Source organism: Rhodococcus sp. JS3073 (assembly GCF_026810085.1).
GTDB classification, from domain to species: Bacteria; Actinomycetota; Actinomycetes; order Mycobacteriales; family Mycobacteriaceae; genus Rhodococcus_F; species Rhodococcus_F wratislaviensis.
The window spans coordinates 1750049-1773015 of sequence record NZ_CP113951.1; the positions used below are offsets into that span (position 1 = coordinate 1750049).

General features: G+C 67.9%; 24 protein-coding genes. 8 read left to right on the forward strand and 16 right to left on the reverse strand.

Features of this window, described 5'->3' with window-relative positions; all coding sequences use genetic code 11:
• Nucleotides 1-2: 2 nt before the first annotated feature.
• The 8 genes from OYT95_RS08185 to OYT95_RS08220 all read right to left on the reverse strand — a co-directional run bounded on the left by OYT95_RS08185 (nt 3) and on the right by OYT95_RS08220 (nt 7148).
• Nucleotides 3-1787 (reverse strand): ABC-F family ATP-binding cassette domain-containing protein, encoded by a 1785-nt coding sequence (locus OYT95_RS08185; RefSeq protein WP_037243842.1) that lies wholly within the window; start codon nt 1785-1787, stop codon nt 3-5.
• On the reverse strand, nt 1787-2722 hold the full coding sequence (locus tag OYT95_RS08190; protein ID WP_037243841.1) for a 4-(cytidine 5'-diphospho)-2-C-methyl-D-erythritol kinase: 936 nt from the start codon (nt 2720-2722) through the stop codon (nt 1787-1789). The genes OYT95_RS08185 and OYT95_RS08190 overlap by 1 nt, the downstream gene beginning before the upstream one ends.
• A 73-nt stretch (nt 2723-2795) precedes the next feature.
• Nucleotides 2796-3449, reverse strand: coding sequence for an urease accessory protein UreD (locus OYT95_RS08195; protein WP_128639388.1), 654 nt, complete (start codon nt 3447-3449; stop codon nt 2796-2798).
• Nucleotides 3449-4138: an urease accessory protein UreG gene (gene ureG / locus OYT95_RS08200; protein ID WP_112300514.1), complete on the reverse strand. Its 690-nt coding sequence runs from the start codon at nt 4136-4138 to the stop codon at nt 3449-3451. The genes OYT95_RS08195 and ureG overlap by 1 nt, the downstream gene beginning before the upstream one ends.
• Before the next feature lie 34 nt (nt 4139-4172).
• On the reverse strand, nt 4173-4805 hold the full coding sequence (locus OYT95_RS08205; protein WP_112300515.1) for an urease accessory protein UreF: 633 nt from the start codon (nt 4803-4805) through the stop codon (nt 4173-4175).
• Nucleotides 4805-6526, reverse strand: coding sequence for an urease subunit alpha (locus tag OYT95_RS08210; RefSeq protein WP_128639390.1), 1722 nt, complete (start codon nt 6524-6526; stop codon nt 4805-4807). Before OYT95_RS08210 ends, OYT95_RS08205 begins: the two co-directional genes overlap by 1 nt.
• Nucleotides 6523-6837 (reverse strand): urease subunit beta, encoded by a 315-nt coding sequence (locus OYT95_RS08215; protein WP_128642177.1) that lies wholly within the window; start codon nt 6835-6837, stop codon nt 6523-6525. Before OYT95_RS08215 ends, OYT95_RS08210 begins: the two co-directional genes overlap by 4 nt.
• 8 nt (nt 6838-6845) lie before the next feature.
• Nucleotides 6846-7148 (reverse strand): urease subunit gamma, encoded by a 303-nt coding sequence (locus OYT95_RS08220; protein WP_037243832.1) that lies wholly within the window; start codon nt 7146-7148, stop codon nt 6846-6848.
• 138 nt (nt 7149-7286) lie between these two features.
• Between OYT95_RS08220 and OYT95_RS08225 the strand changes: the two genes are divergently transcribed.
• Nucleotides 7287-8672 carry a cation:dicarboxylate symporter family transporter gene (locus tag OYT95_RS08225; RefSeq protein WP_037243830.1) on the forward strand — a complete coding sequence of 462 codons (1386 nt, stop codon included), beginning with the start codon at nt 7287-7289 and terminating at the stop codon, nt 8670-8672.
• Here OYT95_RS08225 and OYT95_RS08230 read toward each other — a convergent pair.
• On the reverse strand, nt 8666-9508 hold the full coding sequence (locus tag OYT95_RS08230) for a YdcF family protein (protein WP_037244232.1): 843 nt from the start codon (nt 9506-9508) through the stop codon (nt 8666-8668). The genes OYT95_RS08225 and OYT95_RS08230 overlap by 7 nt on opposite strands.
• A 227-nt stretch (nt 9509-9735) precedes the next feature.
• Between OYT95_RS08230 and OYT95_RS08235 the strand changes: the two genes are divergently transcribed.
• A complete protein-coding gene (locus OYT95_RS08235; protein ID WP_268792218.1) occupies nt 9736-10704 on the forward strand; it encodes a helix-turn-helix transcriptional regulator in 969 nt (322 codons plus the stop codon).
• A 107-nt stretch (nt 10705-10811) separates the two neighbouring features.
• Nucleotides 10812-11246: a hypothetical protein gene (locus OYT95_RS08240; RefSeq protein ID WP_128639392.1), complete on the forward strand. Its 435-nt coding sequence runs from the start codon at nt 10812-10814 to the stop codon at nt 11244-11246.
• 89 nt (nt 11247-11335) lie between these two features.
• On the opposite strand, the gene OYT95_RS08245 is transcribed toward OYT95_RS08240, so the two are convergent.
• From OYT95_RS08245 to OYT95_RS08265, 5 genes are all read right to left on the reverse strand, one after another.
• Nucleotides 11336-11539: a cold-shock protein gene (locus tag OYT95_RS08245; protein WP_005255446.1), complete on the reverse strand. Its 204-nt coding sequence runs from the start codon at nt 11537-11539 to the stop codon at nt 11336-11338.
• Between the two features lie 213 nt (nt 11540-11752).
• Complete coding sequence (locus OYT95_RS08250; RefSeq protein WP_128639394.1) at nt 11753-11938, reverse strand: hypothetical protein; 186 nt, start codon at nt 11936-11938, stop codon at nt 11753-11755.
• Nucleotides 11939-12017: 79 nt separating this feature from the next.
• The gene (gene rsmA, locus OYT95_RS08255; RefSeq protein ID WP_112300518.1) at nt 12018-12908 is read right to left on the reverse strand and encodes a 16S rRNA (adenine(1518)-N(6)/adenine(1519)-N(6))-dimethyltransferase RsmA; all 891 of its coding nucleotides are present in this window, start codon (nt 12906-12908) and stop codon (nt 12018-12020) included.
• A 10-nt stretch (nt 12909-12918) separates the two neighbouring features.
• Nucleotides 12919-14046: a resuscitation-promoting factor gene (locus OYT95_RS08260; RefSeq protein WP_128639396.1), complete on the reverse strand. Its 1128-nt coding sequence runs from the start codon at nt 14044-14046 to the stop codon at nt 12919-12921.
• 22 nt (nt 14047-14068) lie between these two features.
• The gene (locus OYT95_RS08265; protein ID WP_268791158.1) at nt 14069-15184 is read right to left on the reverse strand and encodes a resuscitation-promoting factor; all 1116 of its coding nucleotides are present in this window, start codon (nt 15182-15184) and stop codon (nt 14069-14071) included.
• Between the two features lie 241 nt (nt 15185-15425).
• On the opposite strand from OYT95_RS08265, the gene OYT95_RS08270 reads away from it, so the two are divergent.
• Nucleotides 15426-16895 carry an amino acid ABC transporter substrate-binding protein/permease gene (locus OYT95_RS08270; RefSeq protein WP_370180812.1) on the forward strand — a complete coding sequence of 490 codons (1470 nt, stop codon included), beginning with the start codon at nt 15426-15428 and terminating at the stop codon, nt 16893-16895.
• On the forward strand, nt 16892-17662 hold the full coding sequence (locus OYT95_RS08275) for an amino acid ABC transporter ATP-binding protein (RefSeq protein WP_112300521.1): 771 nt from the start codon (nt 16892-16894) through the stop codon (nt 17660-17662). Before OYT95_RS08270 ends, OYT95_RS08275 begins: the two co-directional genes overlap by 4 nt.
• A 50-nt stretch (nt 17663-17712) precedes the next feature.
• On the opposite strand, the gene OYT95_RS08280 is transcribed toward OYT95_RS08275, so the two are convergent.
• Together OYT95_RS08280 and OYT95_RS08285 are read right to left on the reverse strand one after the other, a co-directional pair.
• Nucleotides 17713-18153 carry a DoxX family protein gene (locus OYT95_RS08280; RefSeq protein ID WP_112300522.1) on the reverse strand — a complete coding sequence of 147 codons (441 nt, stop codon included), beginning with the start codon at nt 18151-18153 and terminating at the stop codon, nt 17713-17715.
• Between the two features lie 138 nt (nt 18154-18291).
• The gene (locus tag OYT95_RS08285) at nt 18292-19134 is read right to left on the reverse strand and encodes a TatD family hydrolase (RefSeq protein ID WP_268791159.1); all 843 of its coding nucleotides are present in this window, start codon (nt 19132-19134) and stop codon (nt 18292-18294) included.
• Nucleotides 19135-19169: 35 nt separating this feature from the next.
• Here OYT95_RS08285 and OYT95_RS08290 point away from each other — a divergent pair, with 35 nt between their 5' ends.
• From OYT95_RS08290 to OYT95_RS08300, 3 genes are all read left to right on the forward strand, one after another.
• Nucleotides 19170-20063 carry an SDR family oxidoreductase gene (locus OYT95_RS08290; protein WP_268791160.1) on the forward strand — a complete coding sequence of 298 codons (894 nt, stop codon included), beginning with the start codon at nt 19170-19172 and terminating at the stop codon, nt 20061-20063.
• A gap of 53 nt (nt 20064-20116) precedes the next feature.
• Nucleotides 20117-21676, forward strand: a complete 1560-nt coding sequence (gene metG, locus OYT95_RS08295) for a methionine--tRNA ligase (protein WP_112300525.1) — start codon at nt 20117-20119, stop codon at nt 21674-21676.
• A 108-nt stretch (nt 21677-21784) separates the two neighbouring features.
• A complete protein-coding gene (locus OYT95_RS08300; RefSeq protein ID WP_112300526.1) occupies nt 21785-22960 on the forward strand; it encodes a DUF2786 domain-containing protein in 1176 nt (391 codons plus the stop codon).
• Nucleotides 22961-22967 lie beyond the last annotated feature (7 nt).

The window sequence follows — 22967 nt, forward strand, 5'->3', positions numbered from 1 at the left end:
CGCTAGTCCAGCTCGGCGGCCAGCTCCATCCACTGTTCCTCGGTGGCTTCCTTCTCCGCGACGACCTGCTTGAGCTCAGTGTCGAGCTTCTGCAGTCTGTCCGGATCGGTGGCCGCCTCTGCCAGCTTCTCGTGCAGCTTCCGCTCCCGGTCGTCCAGCTTCGCCACCGCACGCTCGAGCCGCGACAGTTCCTTGCGCGCGGTGCGTTCGGCGGCCCCGTCCCGCACCTGCTTGGGGGCCGACGCACCGGTGGCCGTCGACGCCACCGACGGTGCGCCGGTGTCGACCATCTTCGCCCGGCGACGCAGATAGTCCTCGATCCCACCGGGCAGGTTGGTCAGCTTGCCGTCGCCGAACAACGCCCACGTGGAGTCACAGATGCGTTCGATCAGGTACCGGTCGTGGCTGATGACGACCATCGTGCCCGCCCAGCCGTCGAGGATGTCCTCGAGTTGCTGCAGCGTGTCGATGTCGAGGTCGTTGGTCGGCTCGTCGAGCAGCAGTACGTTCGGCTCCGACATCAGCACACGGGTCAGCTGCAGCCGCCGCCGCTCGCCACCGGACAGGTCACCGACCGGGGTCCGCTGCCGGGCCGGCGTGAAGCCCAGCCGTTCGGCGAGCTGCCCGGCCGACACCTCCTTGTCGCCCAACGTGATCCGCTCGGCGACATCCTTGACGGCCTCGAGCACCCGCATGTTCGTCGGCAGGTCGTCGAGTTCCTGACGGAGCCAGCCGATGTGCACCGTCTGCCCCTGGATGCGCTTGCCCGACGCCGGCGCGATCTCCCCGGCGAGTGTGCGCAGAAGCGTCGTCTTGCCGGAGCCGTTGACGCCGACCAGACCGACACGCTCCCCCGGCGCCAACCGCCAGGTGAGGTCGTCGACGAGCACCCGGCCGTCCGGCGTCTCCAGGCGCGCATCCTCGAGTTCGATGACGACCTTGCCGAGGCGGCGCTGCGCGAACGACGCCAGCGCCACGTTGTCGCGGGGCGGTGGGACGTCCGCGATCAACGCCTCGGCGGCCTCGATCCGGTACTTGGGCTTGGACGTGCGGGCGGGTGCACCGCGCCGCAGCCAGGCCAATTCCTTGCGGGCGAGGTTGCGGCGACGTTCCTCGGACGCGTCGGCCTGCCGGGAGCGCTCTGCCCGGGCGAAGATCCAGTCGTTGTATCCGCCCTCGTAGCTTTCGACCTTGCCGCCCACCACTTCCCACGTGCGGTTGGCCACGGTGTCGAGGAACCACCGGTCGTGGGTCACGACAACGAGCGCGCTGCGCCGGCTGACGAGATGTTCCGCCAGCCACTGCACACCCTCGACGTCGAGGTGGTTGGTCGGCTCGTCCAGCACCAGCAGATCGAGGTCCTGGACGAGCGCGGCGGCCAGCGCGACGCGCCGCCGCTCACCACCCGACAGCCCGTCGACCGACACCTCGAGCCCCAGGTTGTCGATCCCGATGCCGGCCAGGATCGACCGGATGCGGGCGTCGCCCGCCCACTCGTGGTCGGCCACACCGAGCGGTCCGAGCACCACGTCGCCGACGCTCGAGCCGGGTGGCAGGACGCCGCGCTGGGTCACCACCGCCATCCGCAGGCCGCCGACCCGGCTGACACGTCCGGAATCGGGCGCCTCCACTCCGGCGAGCACCTCGAGCATGGTGGTCTTGCCACCGCCGTTGAGGCCGACGACGCCGATGCGTTCGCCTTCCTGCACTCCGAGGGATACCGAATCGAGCAGCGGCTTGATGCCGAAGGACTTCGATACCTGCTCGAGATTGATCAGATTCGCCATCAGTGCGATCCCTCCGCCGCGTCATTGATTATTCGGGCGCCCGGTACGGGTCCGCTGGCGACTCGCACCGTGCGACACACCCCCGCACCTGCGAGTTCTGCGCTGACCCGGACCGCGGCATCCGCTTCAGCACATAAAAAAGCACAGGTCGGGCCGGACCCGGACACGATGCCGGCCAATGCGCCCGCCGCGACCCCGGCACGCAGCGTCCGCCGCAGGCCCGGATTCAGCGACAGCGCCGCCGACTGCAGGTCGTTGCCCAGCAACGGGGCCAGCGTTGCGGCGTCCCCCGTCGTGAGCGCGTGCATCAGGTCTTCGGGTCCGCCGAGGCGCGGCGGATTCCCGTCGGCACGCAGCCGGTCCAGCTCCCGGAACACGGTCGGTGTGCTCAAGCCGCCCTTCGCGAGCGCGAGCACCCAGTGGAACGTGCTGCGGGAGAGCACCGGCAGGAGACGCTCGCCGCGTCCCGTCCCGACCGCGGTGCCACCGTGGAGGGAGAACGGAACGTCGCTGCCGAGCTTCGCGGCGAACCCGTCGAGTTCTTCACGCGACAGGTCGAGTTGCCACAGCGCGTTGAGCCCGACCAGCGTCGCCGCGGCGTCCGCGCTGCCACCGGCCATACCCCCGGCCACCGGGATGCCCTTGTCGATGGCGATCTCGACGTCCGGGCGCCGCCCCGACTCGGCCGCGAGCATCTCGGCGGCCTGCCACACGAGGTTGCCGCTGTCGGTGGGTACGACGCGGGCGTCCTCGCCGCGGACCGTCACCGACAGCGTCTCCGCGGGGACCACGGACACCGTGTCGCTGAGCGAGAGCGCCTGGAACACCGTGTTCAGCTCGTGATAGCCGTCGTCGCGCAGGTCCCCGACGGCCAGATGCAGATTGACCTTGGACGGGGCCCTGACTACGACGGGGCGAGGAACGACGGAAAGCACAAGGGTAGAGCTTAGGCGCTCCCGGTACGGGTGCGGAAATGCGCACCATCACGCACTTTGCCGCTCACCTGCGTCACAGGTGCGGGCCGAGCCGGGTGGTGAGGCTGCCGCCGCGCGCCAGGGGCAGACGGGTCCGCGCCGACCGGATGTCGCCCGTGACGTCCGCGGGCCGATCGTCCGGGTACCGCAGTTCACTCGTGACGGCCGCCGGGCCGTCCAGGACGTCGTGCGAGACGGTGCCGACGCCGAGTTCCAGCTGGTGCCGGAGCAGCGGCAGGGCGCCGAGATCGGCGTTCGTGACCCCGACCCAGCGTCCCGTCGTCTCCCCTGCCCGCCCGATCTGCACCCGCTCACGCAACAACAGGGTGGACGACTCGGCGAGGGTCACCGTCGTCTCGACGCGATGCTCCGCGCCGCCCGCGATCACCGTGGGTTCGAGCGCGCAGTCGAGCACGGCGTCGTCCTCGACCTCCACCGACCACTGCGCCGTGGACAGCACACGACCCCGGCCGGGCAGGGCCAGGGACGCCGCGACGCTGCGCAGCGTCAGCCGGGCACCCGACAGCACCCGGACGGTGACGTCCCAGTGGTCGCCGCCGAGCGGGGTCGCGGCGGTGCCGATCACGTGGACCGTGTCGCGGCCGGTGATCCGCGCCGCCAATCCCCCGACCGCGGAGATCCGCGGACTGCGATCGGGGGACGCGACGATCGTCAGTTCGGTGCGCACTACTGGTGCACGTCGGCGAGGGTGCGCACCTGCTCGCGCACCCACTCCAGAGCCGGTCCGGACGACGGGTCCTCCGTCAACGAGATCAGCGCCGTGGGCCTCCCCTCGCGGACCTGCTCGGCGTCGCGGCGCATCACCCCGAGGTCGGCTCCGACCATGGGGGCGAGGTCGGTCTTGTTGATCACGAGGAGATCCGAGAACGTCACACCGGGACCACCCTTGCGGGGAACCTTGTCACCACCCGCGACGTCGACGACGAAGATCTGCACATCGATCAGGCCCGAGGAGAACGTCGCGGTGAGGTTGTCGCCGCCCGACTCCACCAGGATCAGGTCGAGCGGCGGGTTGGCCGCGATCAGGTCGTCGATGGCGTCGAGGTTGGCGGTGATGTCGTCGCGGATCGCCGTATGGGGGCAGCCACCGGTCTGCACAGCGGCGATGCGCTCGTCCGGCAGCACGGCGTGGCGGCGCAGGAAGTCCGCGTCCTCGGTGGTGTAGATGTCGTTGGTGAGCACGGCCAGCGACAACTCTTCGCGCAGTTGCCTGCACAGCGCGGCGACGAGCGCCGTCTTGCCCGATCCGACGGGCCCGCCGATCCCGATCCGGACCGGCTCCCCCGCCACCCGGACCCGCCGGGGACGGTCGTGCTGGTGGTCGTGGGGTTCACCATCGATGAAATGCGGTGGCATGGTTGATCTCTCCTTACTGGGGTACAGCTGAGTGTCACGACACGAACAGGGGGCGATCCCGTAGAACGTGCCGCTCGGCGACGACATCCATGAAGGGGTCGGACACGCTGGACAGTCCGGTCACGCACTGGTCGGCGACGTCGTCGCACAGGTCGGACAGTGCGAACGTGCACGCGGCGACCTGCGCGGGGTCGAGAGCGAGCAGACGCTGCGCGGCGATCGCGGACCCGGTCATGGTGGTGTAGACGACGACCAGCGCAGCTTCGCGGGGCCCGACCGCCGTGACGGATCCGACCACCCCGGAGATCACGGGCAGGTGCGGACGCATCCCGACCGGCGACCAGTCGTGCTCCGGCCACGTGGTGCGGGCCAGCCGCAGCAGACCTCTCCCCTGCGCCCGCGACGACGACCGCGCCGCCGGGGACGGGGTTCGCGCATCCATCTCGGCGTCGGCGCGTTCGGCGGTGAGACGGCCGGCGCACACCGCCGCGGTGATCGATCCCCCGACGAGCCCGGCGGTCCGGATCCGTCGCCGCAGGAACGCCTCCATCGTGGCGACGTCGCGGACGACACCGCTGGCGACGGCCTCCTCGATGCCGCCCGAATGCACGTGACCGCCCGTGGGCAGCCTCGAGTCGGCGAGGGACATCAGGTGAGCGAGGCGCATCAGAACAGGAAGTATCGCTGGGCCATCGGCAGTTCCGCCGCCGGCTGCTCTTCCCACACGTCGCCGTCGATGCGGACCGTGAACGTGTCCGGGTCCACCTCGATCCGCGGCTGCGCGTCGTTGCGGGGCATGTCGGCCTTGCCCCGCGACCGCACGTTCGCGACCGGCACCAGCCGACGGCTCAGGTCGAGCCGATCCGCCAGTCCGTCCTCGAGCGCGTGCGGTGCGACGAAGTGCACGGACGTGGCGGCCGCCGCCTTGGGCGCCGCCCCGAACATCGGGCGCGGAAGCACCGGTTGCGGAGTCGGTATGGACGCGTTGGCATCTCCCATCGCAGCCCAGGCGATCATCCCGCCCTTGATCACCGCGTGCGGCCGGACACCGAAGAACGCCGGATCCCACAGCACCAGGTCGGCGAGCTTGCCGACCTCGACCGATCCGATCTCGTCCTCCAGCCCGTGCGCGACGGCGGGGCAGATCGTGTACTTCGCCACGTAGCGTTGGACGCGCTGGTTGTCGGCGCCGTTGTCGCCTGCCAGGAAACCCCGTCGGCGTTTCATCACGTGCGCCGTCTGCCACGTGCGCAACACGACCTCGCCGATGCGTCCCATCGCCTGCGAGTCGCTGCCGATCATGGAGATGGCGCCGAGGTCGTGGAGCAGATCCTCCGCCGCGATGGTGGACGGCCGGATGCGGCTTTCCGCGAACGCCAGGTCTTCCGGGATCTTCGGGCTCAGGTGATGGCACACCATGAGCATGTCGAGGTGCTCGTCGAGCGTGTTGACCGTGTGCGGGCGGGTCGGGTTGGTCGAACTCGGCAGGACGTTCGCGTGCGCGGCCACCGTGATGATGTCCGGCGCGTGGCCGCCGCCCGCCCCCTCCGTGTGATAGGCGTGGATCGCCCGGCCGGCGATGGCCGCGAGAGTGTCCTCGACGAAGCCGGCCTCGTTCAACGTGTCCGAGTGGAGGGCCACCTGCACTCCCGCAGCGTCCGCGACGGTGAGGCACGCGTCGATGGCCGCCGGAGTCGAACCCCAGTCCTCGTGCAGCTTGAACCCGGAGACGCCGCCGCGCAACTGCTCCCACATCGACTCGGAGCTGACCGTGTTGCCCTTGCCGAGCAGGGCGATGTTCATCGGCCAGCCGTCGAGTGCCTCCAGCATCCGGGCGGTGTGCCACGAACCGGGGGTGACGGTGGTGGCCTTGCTGCCCTCGGCGGGGCCGGTGCCGCCGCCGATCATCGTCGTGATGCCGCCGCCCAGCGCCTCGTCCATGATCTGCGGGCAGATGAAGTGCACGTGGCAGTCGATACCACCGGCAGTGAGGATCTTGCCGTTCCCGGCGATGATCTCGGTGGACGGACCCACCACAAGATCGGGGTGGACCCCCGACATCGTGTCAGGATTGCCCGCTTTGCCGAGCGCGACGATGCGTCCGTCCCGAATACCGATGTCCGCCTTGATGATTCCCCAGTGGTCGACGACCACCACGCCGGTGATCACCGTGTCCGGCGCACCCTCGGCGCGGGTCGCGCGCCCCTGACCCATGGACTCGCGCAACACTTTTCCGCCACCGAACACGGCTTCGTCGCCGGCCAGTCCCGGACCGCCGCTGCGGTCCTCGGTGATCTCGATCAGAAGGTCGGTGTCGGCGAGCCGGATGCGGTCACCGGTCGTGGGACCGAACAGCTCGGCGTAGCGTGCGCGGCTGAGTTCGGTCATGACGCGTCCAGCTTTCCGGGAGGAGTGAGGCTCAGCCCGTGCACTTCACGGGTCCCGCGCAGGGGAACGAGTGAAATCGTCTGCGCGATACCCGGTTCGAAACGCACTGCGGTGCCGGCGGGAATGTCCAGCCGTAGCCCGTGGGCGGCGGAACGGTCGAACCGCAGGGCGTGGTTGGCCTGCGGAAAATGAACGTGGCTCCCGACCTGGACCGGACGGTCACCGGTGTTGACCACCTCGAGTTCCGTGCGGGGAGAACCCTCGTTGAGCTCGATCACGCCCTCGGCGCACACGACTTCACCTGGAATCACGGTCACCCCTACGCAATCGGATCGTGGACGGTGACGAGCTTGGTTCCGTCCGGGAACGTGGCCTCCACCTGCACGTCGTGCAGCATCTCCGGGACGCCTTCCATCACGTCGGACCGGGTGAGCACCTCGCGACCGGACACCATCAGGTCCGCCACCGACCGGCCGTCGCGGGCCCCCTCGAGGATGTGATCCGTGATGAGGGCCACCGCCTCCGGGTGGTTCAACACGAGACCGCGCTGCCGGCGCCTGCGCGCGAGTTCCGCGGCGTAGCTCAGGAGCAGACGCTCCTGCTCGTGGGGCGACAAGCGCATGTGTCCTCCTGCGGTCGGTGCGTCGCAATACTGCCACGAACTGCAGTGTGGCACCGCCCACGCCCGGAACGGGCGCCGTTCTCACCGCGGAAACATTCGTGACACGAACCTGTCACAGCACCTTCCTAGCGTTCCCCCATGGCCATCTCCACTGACGCCCATCCCCCACCCGGCGGCAACGTGTCGACGACCGGGACGCGATCGCCCTGGTACACCAACCTGTTCGTCCAGCTTCTCCTCGGCATCGTCGGCGGCATCACTCTCGGCTGGTTGTGGCCGACGGTGGGATCGGAGCTCAAACCGATCGGCGACACGTTCGTCAAGCTGATCAAGATGCTCATCGCACCGTTGATCTTCACGGTGGTCGTGACGGGAATCGCCAAGGTCGGGGACGTCAAGGCCGTCGGACGAATCGGCGTCAAGGCACTGATCTACTTCACCGCCGTCACCGGGTTCGCCCTGCTCTTCGGGCTGGTCATGGGCAACATCGTCAAGCCGGGCGCCGGATTCGACATCGACCCGGCCACCCTCGCCGACGGCACCGAGCAGGTCGCGGAGAAGACCGGCGGTGGCGAACTCCCCGGCGCCGTCGAGTTCCTCATGGACATCGTCCCCACCAGTGTGGTGGGCGCGTTCGCCGACAACATACTGCTGCAGGTCCTCTTCTTCGCGGTGCTCTTCGGCATCGCGCTGGCCAAGTACGGCGAGCACGGTCCCCCGCTGGTCCTCGAATTCGTCGACCACCTCAGCCACATCATCTTCATCATCATCGGCTGGATCATGCGGCTCGCCCCGATCGGCGCGTTCGGCGCGATGGCGTTCATCATCGGCCAGTACGGAATCTCCACACTCGGCAGCTTCGCCAAGCTCATCGCCTGCTGCTACCTCGCCGGAGCCCTGTTCGTCCTCGTCCTCGCGCTGATCGCGAAGTTCGCCGTGGGACTGAACATCTTCACGTTCATCCGGTACACCAAGGAGGAGTTCGGTCTCGCCCTGGGAACCGCCTCGTCCGAGGCGGTGCTTCCCCGCATCATGACCAAGCTCGTCGGGGCCGGGAACTCGCAGGCCGCGACCGGGCTCGTGGTGCCGACCGGATACTCGTTCAACCTCGACGGGGCCGCGATCTACCTGTCCATCTCGACGCTGTTCCTCGCCCAGGCCACCGGCCACGACCTGTCCGTCGCCGACCAGCTCGGCGCGTTGTTCATCCTGCTTCTCACGTCGAAAGGGATGGCAGGCGTACCCGGATCGTCGTTCCTCGCGCTGTCGGCGACCGCAACCGCGCTCGGAATCTTCCCCGTCGCGGCCGTCGCGGTGCTGCTCGGCGCCGACCGGATCATGGACTCGATGCGGGTGTTCGTGAACCTCCTCGGCAACTGTGTCGCCACCTTCGTCGTCTCGAACTGGGAAGGCCAGCTCGACAAGCAAAAGATGCAGGACGCCGTCCACGGAAGGCTCAGCCCCGGCGGCGCGGATCCCGTCGAGCAGCCGCCGGTCGTGGCCGGGTACGAGTCGCGTCAGTAGCCGGCGGGGATGCCGAACACCCGGATCGCGTCGCGGTACATTCCGAGTTGCTGGTCCTTGGTCAGGGGCATGACTTCGGCGATCAGCTGACCGGCGCTGGTGATCGCGCTCATCGCCCCGACCACCGGTAGTCCGGCGACGTTGAAATCGACCGTTGCCCTGCGGATGTGGTTGGCCGACGTGACGATGATCGCGCCGCCCGCACCGAGCGAGCGCGCGAGCGGAACCGAGTTGAGCGCGTTGCCCACCGTCGATCCGGCACGATGCTCGGGATGGATGCGTTGCGCCGGGACGCCGTGCGACTGCAACCAGCCCTGCATCGCGGCCGCCTCGGTGATGCCGTTCTGCGGGTTGCCGCCGGTAACGATGATCGGCGACATCGGCGAGGCCCACGACTGGACGAGCGCGGCCTGCAGTCGGTTGATCAATTCCGGTCGCATCGCGCCGTCGGGAAGCAGCCCGTAACCGAGGACGATGATCGCGGTGGACGGACCCTGGATGGCCGGAAGTGGGTTCGGCGGCGTGAACGACGCAATTCTGATCGCGTTCAGCATCCCGTCGACGCCGGCGCGCATCCCACCGTCCATAGCGCCCAGCCGGGCGAGCGCGGTCTCCCGGGTGATCAGATCGCCCGCGGCGTCGGCGTAGATGGCCTGCAATGCCAGCGCATTGGTGTCGCCGGGTTCTCCGGCGACGGCGCCACCGATGTCCGCGAGGGCGCCACGGGTGTCACCGGCAGCGAATCTGCCCTGCGCGCTGTTGAAGAGGTCGGCGGCCGAGGCGGACGCCGTCGCGGTGGTCGAGACCGCCAGAGCCAGGCAGAAGGCGGCGGTCATGACGGTGGCGAGCAGCACCCTGACTGCTGAAGAAATGGGCCGAACACGAAACTGCGTCACGCTGAGACCTTTCCGTCGGATTTTCACGAAGTACACATGCGATGGTCCGTGGAGCGTCGGCGCCAGTGTAGTGACACTCGTGGGGCTGGTGGGAAAATCGTTACTTACCGTTACCCGCCGCCGATAGAGGACAGAAGATGTCCGCTATCGATGGCATCCTGAAACGCATGCGGGAAACTTCGGCACGACTCCTCCGGCTGCTGTCCCTGCTTCAGACCCGAAAGGACTGGTCCGGGGCAGAACTCGCCGACCGGCTCGGCATCACCCCACGCACGGTCCGGCGAGACGTGGAGAAACTCCGCGACCTCGGTTACCCCGTCGACGCGACGGTCGGGGTGGGCGGTGGCTACCAGCTCGGCGCGGGCGCGGAAATGCCGCCCCTGCTGCTCGACGACGAAGAAGTCCTGGCCGTCGCACTCGGCCTGCAATCCGGCGCAACCGGCTCGGTGGTCGGCATCGGGGAGGCGTCCATACGAGCGCTCACCAAACTCCGGCAGGTGATGCCGTCCCGCCTGCGGCACCGCCTCGAGGCGCTGCAGGTCGACGTGGTCCACCGCGAGCCCGCGAAGAGCGCCGTCGACGCGCAGGTCCTGTCAGCCGTCGCCTCGGTGTGCCACAACCACGAACGACTCCGGTTCGACTACCGCACCCACGACGGCACCGAGAGCCGCCGTGAAGTGGAGCCCTACCGGCTCGTCCGCTCCGGGCTGCGCTGGTACCTCGTCGCCTGGGACCTCACCCGCGCGGACTGGCGGTCGTTCCGGCTGGACCGCCTGACACCCAAGATCCCGACCGGACCGCGGTTCGTGCCCCGCGAACTGCCGCCCGGCGGCGCCGCCGAATTCGTCGCACGGGGCATCAACCGCGCCGTCACCCGGATCCGCGCACGGGTGCTGCTGCACGCGTCGATCGACGAGATGGCAGCCCTGGTGCACGAAGACTGGGGAACCCTCGAAGAAATGCCCGACGGACGATGCGCGGTGGCGCTCGGCGGCGACTCCGTGCCGTCGATAGCCAACTGGCTCAGCGCATTCGGCGTCGACTTCACCGTCCTCGACCCTCCTGAGCTGCGCGAAGAGTGCCGACGGGTGGGTGAGCGTCACCGCCTCTTCGCCGACCGCTACGGTAACGCCTGACCGAGACGCCGTTCAGCCCTCACCGTGGACCGAAAATCCGTGGAACCGAACGGTCCTGCGCGGCGTCCAACTCAGGAGACGACAAGGAAAGGTCGGGGTAGTCGGGGATGCAGCACACGATTGTCGAGGAGGGGCGCGCGCGGGCGCCTGCGGGGACGGGAACAGTCGGGAAGGTGCTCGTCGGGGGCCATCTGGCGCTCGGGGGCGCAACGGTGGTGATCATGGCGTTCTCGTTGGCGTTCGTGTGCACCCTCGACAACGGAACCCAGCCGTGGACGTGGCCGAACAGGTATTCGACGGCCTGGTTCGTCACCGCGACCATCCTCGCCACCACACTGTGGGCGCTGTTCGTGACGGGTGTGGTGATCTTCTCGTCGACACCCCGGCGGGCGCTCGGCACGGCCACGTTCTTCGTGGCCGCGGCGCTCGGTGCCGCTGCGGTGATCGGGCTGTTCGGTCCGTCGGAGAATTCCGCGCTGCAACTCTGGCTGGTCTGCGCCATGAATCTCGGGTACCAGGCCGCTCACCTGCGGTCGGCGTAGCCGGGCAGAAACGAGTCAAGGCCCCACTCTGACGAGTGGGGCCTTGCTCGAACGTCATGTCCCGGCGAACCGGGAAGTCATGGCCGTTCTCAGATCAGGGTGACGCCGGTGGCCTGCGGGCCCTTGTTGCCCTGGCCGATCTCGAACGAAACGCGCTGATTCTCCTCGAGCGTGCGGAAGCCGCCGCTCTGGATCTCCGAGTAATGGACGAACACGTCAGCGCTGCCATCCTCGGGGGCGATGAAGCCGAACCCCTTCTCGGAGTTGAACCACTTCACGATGCCCTCTGCCATGTAAATCTCCTCTAACACAGTAACTTCTTCAGGCAACCGGCTCGGTTACCTGGGTCATTGAACACGACCGTCTATGACAATTCCTGTGGAGGACGTCCAAACGCTCGCAACCATCGATTTGCGAGCGTGGGAAACACAAACACAAAACTTACGACCTCCAATAGTGAACCACACATCTGGTCGGTTGTCTCCCCCGGGCCGAACTCGCGCAGGTCAGGGGATGAAATTGGCGTACACACCGGGGGCAACGGGCGCCACGATCCCCTCCGGCGCCCACGGCGCACCCTGACCGGGGAGGACGGTCACGCTCCCCGTCACCGACACCACCACGGTCCCGCTGCCGGTGGGCACGACGCGCTCGTCGTAGAAGCCGGCGAACTGCGGAAAGTCCTTGCTCACCCGGTACGAACCCGAGGCCCCGGTTGTCCCGGAACCGGCCCCCGTGAGTACTTGTCAACGTCCCGCGGTTGACAAGTACTCACGGCTGGGTGGCGGCGAGGCGCACGAAGGCTGCGGCGTCGAGAGTCTCGCCGCGGGTGGACGGCGTGATGCCGGCCTCGAGCAGCCGTCGCTCCGCCTCGGCGGGCGATCCCGCCCAACCACCGAGCGCGGCTCGTAAAGTCTTGCGGCGCTGAGCGAAAGCCGCGTCGATCACGGCGAACACGCGGCGCCGGTGTGCGTCGTCGACGGGCCACGGCGGTTCGGCGTACCGGTCGATGCGCACGAGACCCGACTCGACTTTCGGGACGGGCCAGAACACCGCGCGCCCGACGGCGCCCGCGCGCCGCACGGCGCCGAAGAAATTGGCCTTCACGCTCGGCACGCCGTAGATCTTGCTGCCGGGGGACGCCGCCAGCCGGTCGGCCACCTCGGCCTGCACCATCACCAGAGCGGTTCGGAGACTGGGAAGTTCGGAGAACAGGTGCAGCAGCACGGGCACCGCCACGTTGTACGGCAGATTCGCGACGAGCGCCGTGGGTTCACCGGGGATCTCGGACGGCTTGACCCGCATCGCATCCGCGCCGACCACGGTCAGCCGGTCCGCGAGTTCCGGAGCACGGTCGGCGACCGTGACCGGGAGCCGCGCCGCGAGGTTGGGGTCGATCTCGACGGCGATCACCTTGTCGACGACGTCGAGTAGCGCCAACGTCAGCGAACCGAGGCCGGGCCCGACCTCGAGGACCGTGTCCTCGCGTCCCACGCCTGCGGTCGCGACGATGCGGCGCACCGTGTTCGCGTCGTGCACGAAGTTCTGCCCCAGCTGTTTGGTGGGGCGCACGCCGAACTCCTCGGCTAACGCGCGCACCTCGGCGGGGCCGAGCAGTGCGGCCTGACCTCGAGCGACGGGGGGTACTTCGGCTTCGGACACCAGGCGAACTTTAACGCACGCCGAGCCTGCCCGAGCACGACGGCCACGCTCCCCAGCCCTGCGTCTTCTGCGTCTGCGACGCGACGGCGATCTGTTCCTCGCGGGTCGCGAGGTCGGCGCGCGGCGCGTACTTGAGGCCGCCCTGGCGCTCCCACGTGTTCTGGTCGAACTGGACGCCGCCGAAGAATCCGTTGCCGGTGTTGATGGCCCAGTTGCCGGTGGCCTCGCACTGGGCGAGCGCGTCCCAGACCGAACCGTTCTCGACGGGCGGCACCTCGGTGCCCGGCTTCGCGCCGACGCGGATCACCTTCGGCTGGGCCGGCGTCGTGACCGTCGCGGACACCTGGTTGCGTCCGACTTCCTTGCCGTTGACGGTGTTGACCGCGAACGTGACGTCCTGGACGCCGGGCACTCCCGGGTTCTCGAGCACGGTGCGACTCTTGTTCATCGTCGGATCCTCGATGCGCTGCTCCTCCGGAGCCAGCGGCAACGTCTCGACCTTCGTCTCGGTGCGGTCGCGGGTGACGGTCACGTCCGTGCCCTCGGTCAGCGGGGTGTCCGAGGGCGGGACGACGGTGTCGGCCTGCTCGAGCGGTGCGCCGTGCGCGGCGAGGAACTCTCCGACCGTCGGCGCGGCGATGCGCACGTCGGTGGCCGGCAGCGCGCCGTCGGCGAGCTTCACGACGAGCGGATTGAGCACCTCGAGGGCCGCACCGTCGAGCGGAAGTCGCTGCGAACGGGATGCGGACACGTGCACGTCCTCGCCGAGTTCGAACTGCTTCAGCGCGTCCTCGACGGTGAGCGCGGTGGTCCATACCGTCTTGGGCTGACCGTCCACCGTCAGCGACACCTCACGCGCGCGGCGCAGCACCACGGTGTCCCCGTCGGACAGGGTCGCGTCGCGTTCCGGTGCCACGGCGTCGCGGTCGCTGATCGAATAACCGGCGTCGGACAGGGCGGCGTCGACGCTCGTGGTCATGGTGCTCAGCGAGATCTTCTCGCCGTCCACGTCGAGTGTGACGTTCTTGTGCCGGACCACGGCCATCACTCCGCCTGCGATCAGTGTGGCGAGAAGCAGGGCCACCACGGTGTAGAGCAGCGGCGAGCGAGCCGAGTTGATCTTCGCGAAGGGCGACATCGTGTTCCTTTACTTCAGACCGTCAGCGGAGTCCGAGCTTGCTGGTGCAGGCGGGCCATGCGCCCCAGCCCTGCGCCGCCTGGACCTTCTCGGCGACGGAGATCTGCTGTTCGCGGGATGCGAGGTCGGCGCGGGCGGCGTACTGGCTTCCGCCGAACGCCTCCCAGGTGCTCTGGGTGAACTGCAGTCCGCCGAAGAACCCGTTGCCGGTGTTGATGGCCCAGTTGCCGGTGGCCTCGCAGTGCGCGATCGAATCCCAGGTGGAGGCGTTGGAGATGGCGAGTTCCTTCACACCGACCTTGACCAGTGCCGGCGCGGGCTCGCGGAGCACCTGTGAGCTGAGCTCCTGACGTCCGGCCTCGACACCGTTGACCGTCTTCACGGATGCGGTGACGGTGCGCTCGCCGGGGGCTCCCGGGTTCTCGACGACGGTCTTGCCCTTGTCCAGCGCGGGATCCTCGACGCGGTTCTCGGGCGGTGCGATGGGCAGCGTCTCGGTGCGGGTCTCGGTGCGGTCGCGGGTCACGTGGATCTCGGTGCCTTCGACGACGGGGGCGTCGGCGGGCGGAACGACGGTGTCGGCCTGCTCGAGCGGGGCGCCGTTGGCGGCGAGGAGCTCACCGACGGTGGGGGCTGCCAGTCGGACGTCCGTGAGCGGTGCGCCGCCGTCGGCGACCTTCACGAGCTTGGCGTTGACGACCTCGAGCGAGGTGCCTTCCAGCGGCAGGCGCTCGGAGCGGGACGCCGAGACGTGGACGTCGTCGGCGAGTTCGAACTGCTTCAGTGCGTCGTCGACGGTGAGGGCGGTGGTCCACACGGTCTTCGGCTGCCCGTCGACCGTGAGGTCGATCTCGCGGGCCCGCCGCAACACCACGGTGTCGCCGTCGGAGAGTGATGCGTCGGCTGCGGGAGCGACGGCGTCACGCTCGCTGACGGGGTACCCGGCGTCGTCGAGCGCGCCGCCGACGTCGGAGGCCATCGTGCCGAGCGAGATGGTCTCACCGTCGACGTCGAGCGTGACGGTCTTGTGCCGCGCCACTGCCAGCGCACCGCCCACGACGAGCGTCGCGAGCAGTGCCGCGACGACTACGTAGAGAAAGGGCGATTTGGCGTTGTTGATTCTGGCTAAAGGCGACACATGAAATCCCAAGGCTGGCGAAGGTTTGATCACGGTACGGTAACGAATCGGCGATGGTCTGGCAACTTTGCCGCTACGACCTGCGTGCGAGATCACGAAAAGGTTGAGATCGGGGACAGTTTTCGCTTCACCGCGAAGGATCCCTTCTGGTCCGGACCACGCCCGGAACGCAGTATCTTGCGACATGCACCAAGAAGCCCGGAAGCGACCGGGCACTACTGACTGAGAAAGCTGGGGTTCCGTGCGCAGCAGATCCGATCGACTTCTGAGACTCGTCAGACGTCCGAGAGTGCCCGCGGTGATCGCCGCGCTGACGCTGCTCGTCACACTCGTCGCGCCCGGCCTCGCCGGCGCACAAGAGCCCGCTCCGGGCAACAACTACACCATCGCCACCGACATCACGTTCGCCCCGTTCGAGTTCCAGGACGAGAGCGGCAAGCTCGTCGGAATCGACATGGACCTCCTCGCCGCCATCGCCGAGGACCAGGGGTTCACCTACCAGGTCAACGCTGTCGGATTCGACGCCGCACTCCAGGCGGTCACGGGCGGTCAGGCCAACGGCATGATCGCCGGCATGTCGATCACCGACGCCCGCAAGGCGACGTTCGACTTCTCCGATCCGTACTTCGAGTCGGGTGTTCAGATGGGCGTGCTCGAGAGCAACGACTCGATCACCTCGTACGAGGACCTGCGCGGCAAGTCCGTCGCGGTCAAGAACGGCACCGAGGGCGCCACGTACGCCGAGTCCATCAAGGACCAGTACGGCTTCACCACCAAGTACTTCGCCGACTCGTCGAGCATGTTCGACGAGGTCCGCACGGGTAACTCGGCGGCCGTGTTCGAGGACTACCCCGTCCTCGCGTACGGCATCAAGCAGGGAAACGGCTTCAAGACCGTCACCGACAAGGTCCCGGGCGCCAGCTACGGGTTCGCCGTCGCGAAGGGCCAGAACGCGCAGCTCCTGCAGGAGTTCAACACCGGCCTCGCCAACCTGAAGGCCAGCGGCCAGTACGACGAGATCCTCGACACCTACCTCAACTCCGACGCATCCGACGACGACAACTCGATCCTGGGCCTGATCAAGAGCACCTACCCGCTGCTGCTCGAGGGTTTGTGGCTCACGATCGTCCTGACCGTGATCTCGATCGCCATCGCGCTCGTCCTCGGCGCGATCTTCGGCCTGTTCCGGGTGTCGACCAACATCGTCCTGCGCGGCATCGGCACCACATACGTGGACGTGTTCCGCGGCACCCCGCTGCTGGTGCAGGCCTTCTTCATCTACTTCGGCATCCCGGCGGCACTGGACTTCCAGATGTCGGCGTTCACGGCGGGCATCATCACGCTGAGCCTCAACGCCGGCGCGTACATGGCCGAGATCGTGCGCGGCGGCATCCTGTCCGTCGACAAGGGGCAGATGGAAGCGTCGCGAAGCCTCGGCATCAGCTACCTGAAGTCGATGCGGAAGGTCGTGATGCCACAGGCCGTGCGGACGATGATCCCGTCGTACATCAACCAGTTCGTGATCACGCTGAAGGACACGTCGATCCTGTCCGTGATCGGGCTCGCCGAGCTGACTCAGACGGGGCGGATCATCATCGCCCGCAACTTCCAGTCCTTCAACATGTGGCTGATCATCGGCGTGATGTATTTCATCATCATCATGGCGCTGACGAAGCTGTCGAACCGGCTCGAGAAGAGGATCAACAAGTGACCGAGACACCGGTGACAGAGAACAAGGCCGAGACCGCCGACCCGAAGATCCGGGTGAAGGGTCTGAAGAAGTCGTTCGGCGACAACGAGGTCCTCAAGGGTCTCGACGTCGACATCGCGAGCGGTGAAGTGGTCTGCGTGATCGGGCCGTCGGGTTCCGGCAAGAGCACGTTCCTGCGCTGCCTCAATCGGCTCGAGGACATCACGGACGGCAACGTCGTGGTCGACGGGTTCGACGTGAGCGACAAGAAGATCGACATCGATCAGGTGCGTCAGCACATCGGCATGGTCTTCCAGCACTTCAACCTGTTCCCGCACATGACGGCGATCGAGAACGTGATGCTCGCGCCCGTGCAGACCAAGCGCGCCTCCAAGGAGGAGGCGCGGGCGACGGCGGTCCGGCTCCTGGAGCAGGTCGGGCTGGCGGAGAAGGCGGACGCGAAACCGGCGAACCTGTCCGGTGGGCAGAAGCAGCGCGTCGCGATCGCGCGGGCCCTGGCGATGAACCCGGACATCATGCTGTTCGACGAGGCCACCAGCGCTCTGGACCCCGAGATGGTGGGCGAGGTGCTGCAGGTTCTGCGCGACCTCGCGAAGGGCGGCATGACGATGGTCGTGGTCACGCACGAGATGGGCTTCGCCCGCGAGGTGTCCGACCGGGTGATCTTCATGGCCGACGGTTACGTGGTGGAGGAGGGAACTCCGGAGCAGATCTTCGGCAACCCGCAGCAGCCCCGCACCCAGGACTTCCTGAACAAGGTCCTCTGACATGTGAGTGGCGAAGCGTGCCGGGGCACGCTTCGCCACTCACATCGGGATCAGACGGTGGCGCGTTCCTTCGCGGCCCACGGCACCTTGTCGCCGAGCAGTCCGTCGACACCGAACCGTCCCGATCCGACGACGGCGAGCAGCAGCGAGCCGACGCCGAGGGCCAGCACCAGCTCGTAGCCGCCCTCGCTCGCGAAGATTCCCTTGTCGACGTGCACGAGGAAGAAGGCGCCGACCATGTCGAGGAAGAGCAGGATGCCGAAGATCGGGACGGCCGCCCCGATGATGAGTGCGATCCCGCCGATCAGCTCGATCCACGTCGCGAGGAACGCCGAGACGCCGGGAAGCGGAACTCCCATGGCCTCGAAGCCGGCGGTCGTGGCGTCGAGGCCGTTGGTGAAGGCCTTTTGCCAGCCGTGGGCGAGGAAGATGATGCCGATGCCCACGCGGGCGACGAGGATTCCCAGGCTCCGAACTGCGGGGTTGTTCATGGATGTGCCTTTCATCGAGGTGTCCCCGCGCGACCGGGACGACCGTTGGTTGAACAAGCAACGATCCTAAGTTCTCTAACTTGAAACTTCAACATAAGGCAATCGGCCCTGGGCGCGCCCGACGAGTCCAGGGACTCGCTAACCACTCACGGGCCGGAAGCCGTACACACGCTCGGCGGTCGCGGTGGACGCCTTCGCCAGGTCGTCCGGATCCTCGCACCGGATCTCGGCGAGCGCCCGGACCGTATACGGGAGGCAGTACGGCTCGTTGGGAGCGCCCCTGAACGGATGCGGGGTGAGGAACGGCGCATCCGTCTCGACGATCAGCTGATCCGACGGCACCAGTGGGGCCGCCTCCCGCAAGGCCTTCGCGTTCTTGAAGCTGACGGTGCCGGAGAAGCTCAGGACGTAACCGGCGTCGACGCACTCGCGCGCCATCTCGGCGTCCGAGGAGAAGCAGTGGAAGATCACCGACTCCGGCGCACCCTCCTCGCGCAGCACCTGCAGCAGCGCCTGGTCGGCCTCCCGGTTGTGGATCATCAGCGTCTTCCCGAGCCGCTTCGCGAGGTCGATGTGCCAGCGGAAACCCTCGGTCTGCTCGGGGACCGTGGCACAGCCGTCGAGTTTCCCGGGCCAGTAGAAGTCGAGTCCCGTCTCCCCCACCGCGACCACCCGGGGATCACGAGCGAGCCGTTCGATTTCCGTCCTGGTCGCGTCGTCGAGCACATTCGCCCGGGTCGGGTGGATGGCCACGGCCGCGTACACGCGGGAATCCCAGTGGGCCGCGTCGACGGCGAACTGCGCGGCCGCCAGGTCGTCGGCCACCGTGACCACCCGCTCCACTCCGACCGCGGCGGCCCGGTCGACGATCGCCGTGACGCTCGCGGCGTCCGATGCTCCACACGCGTCGAGATGGGTGTGCGAATCGACGAGCGGGAACAGCGGCGCAGGGGCATCCGGGGCGGGACGGTCTTTGCTCATGCGGACATTGTCGACGCCGCCGCCGCACGTGTCACATGCGGTACTTTCTCCCGGACGGGGAGGGAGCCGTGTCCATGACTTCGAGCTCGATGAACGGCCGCGTGATCGCGGTGACCGGCGGTGCGAGGGGAATCGGGAGGGAGATCGCCCGACAGCTGGCACTGGCCGGTGCACGGGTCGCGATCGGCGACGTCGACGGCGCCGCGGCCCGCCGGACCGCGGACGAACTCGGCCGGGCGGGCGGGACGGTGGAGGGCCTCGAACTGGACGTCACCGACACCGGGTCGTTCTCGGCATTCCTCACGGCCGTCGAGGACCATTGGGGCCCGATCGACGTGCTCGTCAACAACGCGGGCGTCATGTGGGTCGGAAGGTTCGACGAGGAACCCGAATCCGCGACGGACCGGCAGCTCGCCGTGAACCTGCACGGGGTCATCCGCGGGGTGAGACTGGCGGCGCCGGCGATGCGTGCGCGCGGCCACGGTCAGATCGTCACGGTCGCGTCGGCAGCGTCGAAGGTCGCACCACCCGGCGAGTCGACGTACGCAGCGACGAAACACGGCGTGCTCGGCTACCTGACCGGTGTCCGCGAGGAGCTGCGCGGGTCGGGCGTGCAGATCTCGGTGATCATGCCGGGTGTCGTCGACACCGAACTCGCCGCCGGAACGGCGACGGGGGCGGCAAAACTGCTGACACCCGCCGACGTCGCGAAGACCGTGGTCGCGGTGATCCACCGGCCCCGGTTCGAGGTGACCATCCCCCGGTACGTCGGCCCGCTCGCCCGGCTGGTCACCGTCTTTCCGCAGTTCGCCCGGGACTTCGCGATCAGACGGATGGTCCCCGACCAGGTCAGGTCCACGAACAAGTCGGCCCGCGCGGCGTACGAGTCACGCGCCGTCACCGACGAGGACGGCACCGGACCGGCCTAGAACCCGAATCTGCGCGTCACGAAACGGTGGCGCGCAGATAGAGTGGTCGCACCATGAATGCTGCTGATTCCACCGCCTCGCGGCCACCTTTCTATCTGACGACGGCGATCGCGTACCCGAACGGCGTCCCGCACATCGGCCACGCCTACGAGTACATCTCCTCCGACGCCCTCGCACGCTTCAAGCGTCTGGACGGGTTCGACGTCTATTTCATGACGGGAACCGACGAGCACGGTCTGAAGATGCAGCAGACGGCGGCCAAGGAAGGCATCGACGTCCGTGAGCTCGCCGCGCGGAACTCGGACGTGTTCGAGGCCATGGACAAGACGTTGAACATCTCCTTCGACCGGTTCATCCGCACCACGGATGCCGATCACGAAGAAGCCAGCAAGGCGATCTGGCAGAAGATGCTCGACAACGGCGACATCTACCTCGACACGTACTCGGGCTGGTACTCGGTCCGCGACGAGGCGTTCTACACCGAGGCCGAGACCACGCTGCAGGACGACGGTTCACGCCTGTCCACCGAGACGGGCACCCCGGTCGAGTGGACCGAGGAGTCCACGTACTTCTTCAAGCTGTCCGAGTACCAGGACAAGCTGCTCCGGCTGTACGAGGAGAACCCCGACTTCATCGCACCCGCGACGCGGCGCAACGAGATCGTCAGCTTCGTCAAGGGCGGACTGAAGGACCTGTCGATCTCCCGCACGACGTTCGACTGGGGCGTTCCCGTTCCCGACCATCCCGAGCACGTCATGTACGTGTGGGTGGATGCGCTCACCAACTACCTGACCGGCGCCGGATACCCGGATACCGACTCCGAGCAGTTCGGCAAGTACTGGCCGGCGAACCTGCACATCATCGGCAAGGACATCACCCGGTTCCACACCGTGTACTGGCCGGCGTTCCTGATGTCGGCGGGAATCGAACTGCCGAAGCGCGTCTTCGTGCACGGATTCCTCTACAACAAGGGCGAGAAGATGTCGAAGTCGGTCGGCAACGTCGTCGACCCCGTCGCCATGGTGGAGCAGTACGGCCTCGACGCCGTGCGCTTCTTCCTGCTCCGCGAGATCTCCTACGGTCAGGACGGAAGCTACAGCCACGAGGCCATCGTCACCCGGATCAACGCCGACCTGGCGAACGAGCTCGGCAACCTCGCGCAGCGGTCGCTGTCGATGGTCGCGAAGAACTGCGACGCCCAGGTCCCGGCCCCCGGCGAGCTGACGGAGGACGACACGGCGATGCTCGCGCAGGCGGATGCGCTGCTCGAGCGGGTTCGCGCCGAATACGACGTCCAGGCACTGCATCTCGCGCTGGAGGCGATCTGGTCGGTTCTGGGCGAGACCAACCGGTACTTCTCCAAGCAGGAGCCCTGGGTTCTGCGGAAGACGGATCCGGAGCGGATGGCGACGGTGCTGTACGTGACGCTCGAGGTGGTGCGGATCGTGGGCATCCTCGTGCAGCCGGTGATGCCGGACGCAGCGGAGAAGATCCTCGACCTGCTGGGTCAGAAGGCCGACGCGCGGCAGTTCGGCGACCTTCCGACGCGCATCGTGGCGGGCACCCCGTTGCCCGCGCCGTCGGGCGTGTTCCCGCGTTACGTGGAGGACTGATCCGGGCGGGGTTCGTTCTTGTCGGACCCCGCATGCACACTCTCCCCCATGACGCCGAATAGAACATACATTCGATCTCCTCACGGTGGATTCGGGAACGGAGCGCGCGTGTTCGACGACGAAGTGAGCCCCCAGGCCGCCGCGGCAGTCCACACCCTGATGGGTGAGTTGTCGGCCGCGTACGAGCGTGGGTGGCAGCCCGCCGACGTCGTGCATCTGGCGCGGAGATCGAAGGAGCCGTCCGACGCGGCGCTGGCGGCAGCCCTGGTGCTGCACGAGGCGGAGCGCACGCGGGCCGCGCACCGGGCGCCGCGGGATTGGGTGGAGCAACTCCGCACCATCGGCGAGCAGTACCCGGGTGCGTCGCACCTGGCCGGGCGGGTTCCGGTCGACGGTCCCGACGTTCGGGCCCTGGCCGCCGGGCTGCTGTTCGAAGATCCGTACCACTCCGTCTATCAGCTCACCGACCTGTCCCTGACGTGGACGAATCTGCCCGGCTGGACGGTGCTCGCTCCCCCACCGTCGACGTGGCCCGTCGTGCGGGTCGCCGACCCCACCGCGGCCGTGCCGGGCGAGACCGAGGCCGACGCGAAGGTGCTCAACAGGATCCGCGGGCTGCTCGCGAAGGCCGAGGCCACCGACTTCGCTGAGGAGGCGGAGATCTTCACCGCGAAGGCGCAGGAGTTGATGACGCGCTACGCGATCAACGCCGCCCTCCTCCACACCCAGAACGGGGTGGGCAACACGGCGGTGCACAGTCGCCGCATCCACCTGGAGAATCCGTACGTCAAGGAGAAGGTGCACCTTCTCACCGAGATCGGTGACTCCAACCGGGTGCGCACCGTGTGGTTCAGCTCTCTCGCCATCGCGACCGTGGTCGGAACCCCCCTCGACCTCCAGCAGGTCGACATGCTGTTCACGTCGCTGCTCGTGCAGGCGACGCGCGCAATGCAATTCGCGGACGCCGACAGTCGCGGCGGTTCACGCACCACGTCGTTCCGGAAGGGTTTCCTCGCGGGCTTCGCCAGCCGCATCGGGCAGCGGTTGCGCGACGCCGACAGCCGGGCAACGGCCGAGGCCGCCGACGAGGCGTCGATTCCCGTCGACGCTCTGCTCCCGATTCTGGCCACCAAGTCCGAGGCCGTCGACGCCGAGTTCGACCGTCTGTTTCCGCGGACCAAGAAGGCACGAGGCAGGGCCGTCGACGCCAACGGCTGGTACGCCGGGCAGGCGGCCGCCGACGACGCCTCCCTGGCTCCCGGGGAGCGCGCCCTCCGGCGGTAGGGCCCGC

What these genes read in the sequence shown, in the direction of transcription:
- OYT95_RS08185 (WP_037243842.1), bottom strand. Translation starts at nt 1,787, where the DNA reads ATGGCGAATCTGATCAATCTCGAGCAGGTATCGAAGTCCTTCGGCATC.
- ureG (WP_112300514.1), bottom strand. Translation starts at nt 4,138, where the DNA reads ATGCCACCGCATTTCATCGATGGTGAACCCCACGACCACCAGCACGAC.
- OYT95_RS08205 (WP_112300515.1), bottom strand. Translation starts at nt 4,805, where the DNA reads ATGCGCCTCGCTCACCTGATGTCCCTCGCCGACTCGAGGCTGCCCACG.
- OYT95_RS08210 (WP_128639390.1), bottom strand. Translation starts at nt 6,526, where the DNA reads ATGACCGAACTCAGCCGCGCACGCTACGCCGAGCTGTTCGGTCCCACG.
- OYT95_RS08220 (WP_037243832.1), bottom strand. Translation starts at nt 7,148, where the DNA reads ATGCGCTTGTCGCCCCACGAGCAGGAGCGTCTGCTCCTGAGCTACGCC.
- OYT95_RS08225 (WP_037243830.1), top strand. Translation starts at nt 7,287, where the DNA reads ATGGCCATCTCCACTGACGCCCATCCCCCACCCGGCGGCAACGTGTCG.
- OYT95_RS08230 (WP_037244232.1), bottom strand. Translation starts at nt 9,508, where the DNA reads ATGACCGCCGCCTTCTGCCTGGCTCTGGCGGTCTCGACCACCGCGACG.
- OYT95_RS08235 (WP_268792218.1), top strand. Translation starts at nt 9,736, where the DNA reads ATGCGGGAAACTTCGGCACGACTCCTCCGGCTGCTGTCCCTGCTTCAG.
- OYT95_RS08240 (WP_128639392.1), top strand. Translation starts at nt 10,812, where the DNA reads ATGCAGCACACGATTGTCGAGGAGGGGCGCGCGCGGGCGCCTGCGGGG.
- OYT95_RS08245 (WP_005255446.1), bottom strand. Translation starts at nt 11,539, where the DNA reads ATGGCAGAGGGCATCGTGAAGTGGTTCAACTCCGAGAAGGGGTTCGGC.
- OYT95_RS08260 (WP_128639396.1), bottom strand. Translation starts at nt 14,046, where the DNA reads ATGTCGCCCTTCGCGAAGATCAACTCGGCTCGCTCGCCGCTGCTCTAC.
- OYT95_RS08280 (WP_112300522.1), bottom strand. Translation starts at nt 18,153, where the DNA reads ATGAACAACCCCGCAGTTCGGAGCCTGGGAATCCTCGTCGCCCGCGTG.
- OYT95_RS08285 (WP_268791159.1), bottom strand. Translation starts at nt 19,134, where the DNA reads ATGAGCAAAGACCGTCCCGCCCCGGATGCCCCTGCGCCGCTGTTCCCG.
- OYT95_RS08290 (WP_268791160.1), top strand. Translation starts at nt 19,170, where the DNA reads ATGCGGTACTTTCTCCCGGACGGGGAGGGAGCCGTGTCCATGACTTCG.
- metG (WP_112300525.1), top strand. Translation starts at nt 20,117, where the DNA reads ATGAATGCTGCTGATTCCACCGCCTCGCGGCCACCTTTCTATCTGACG.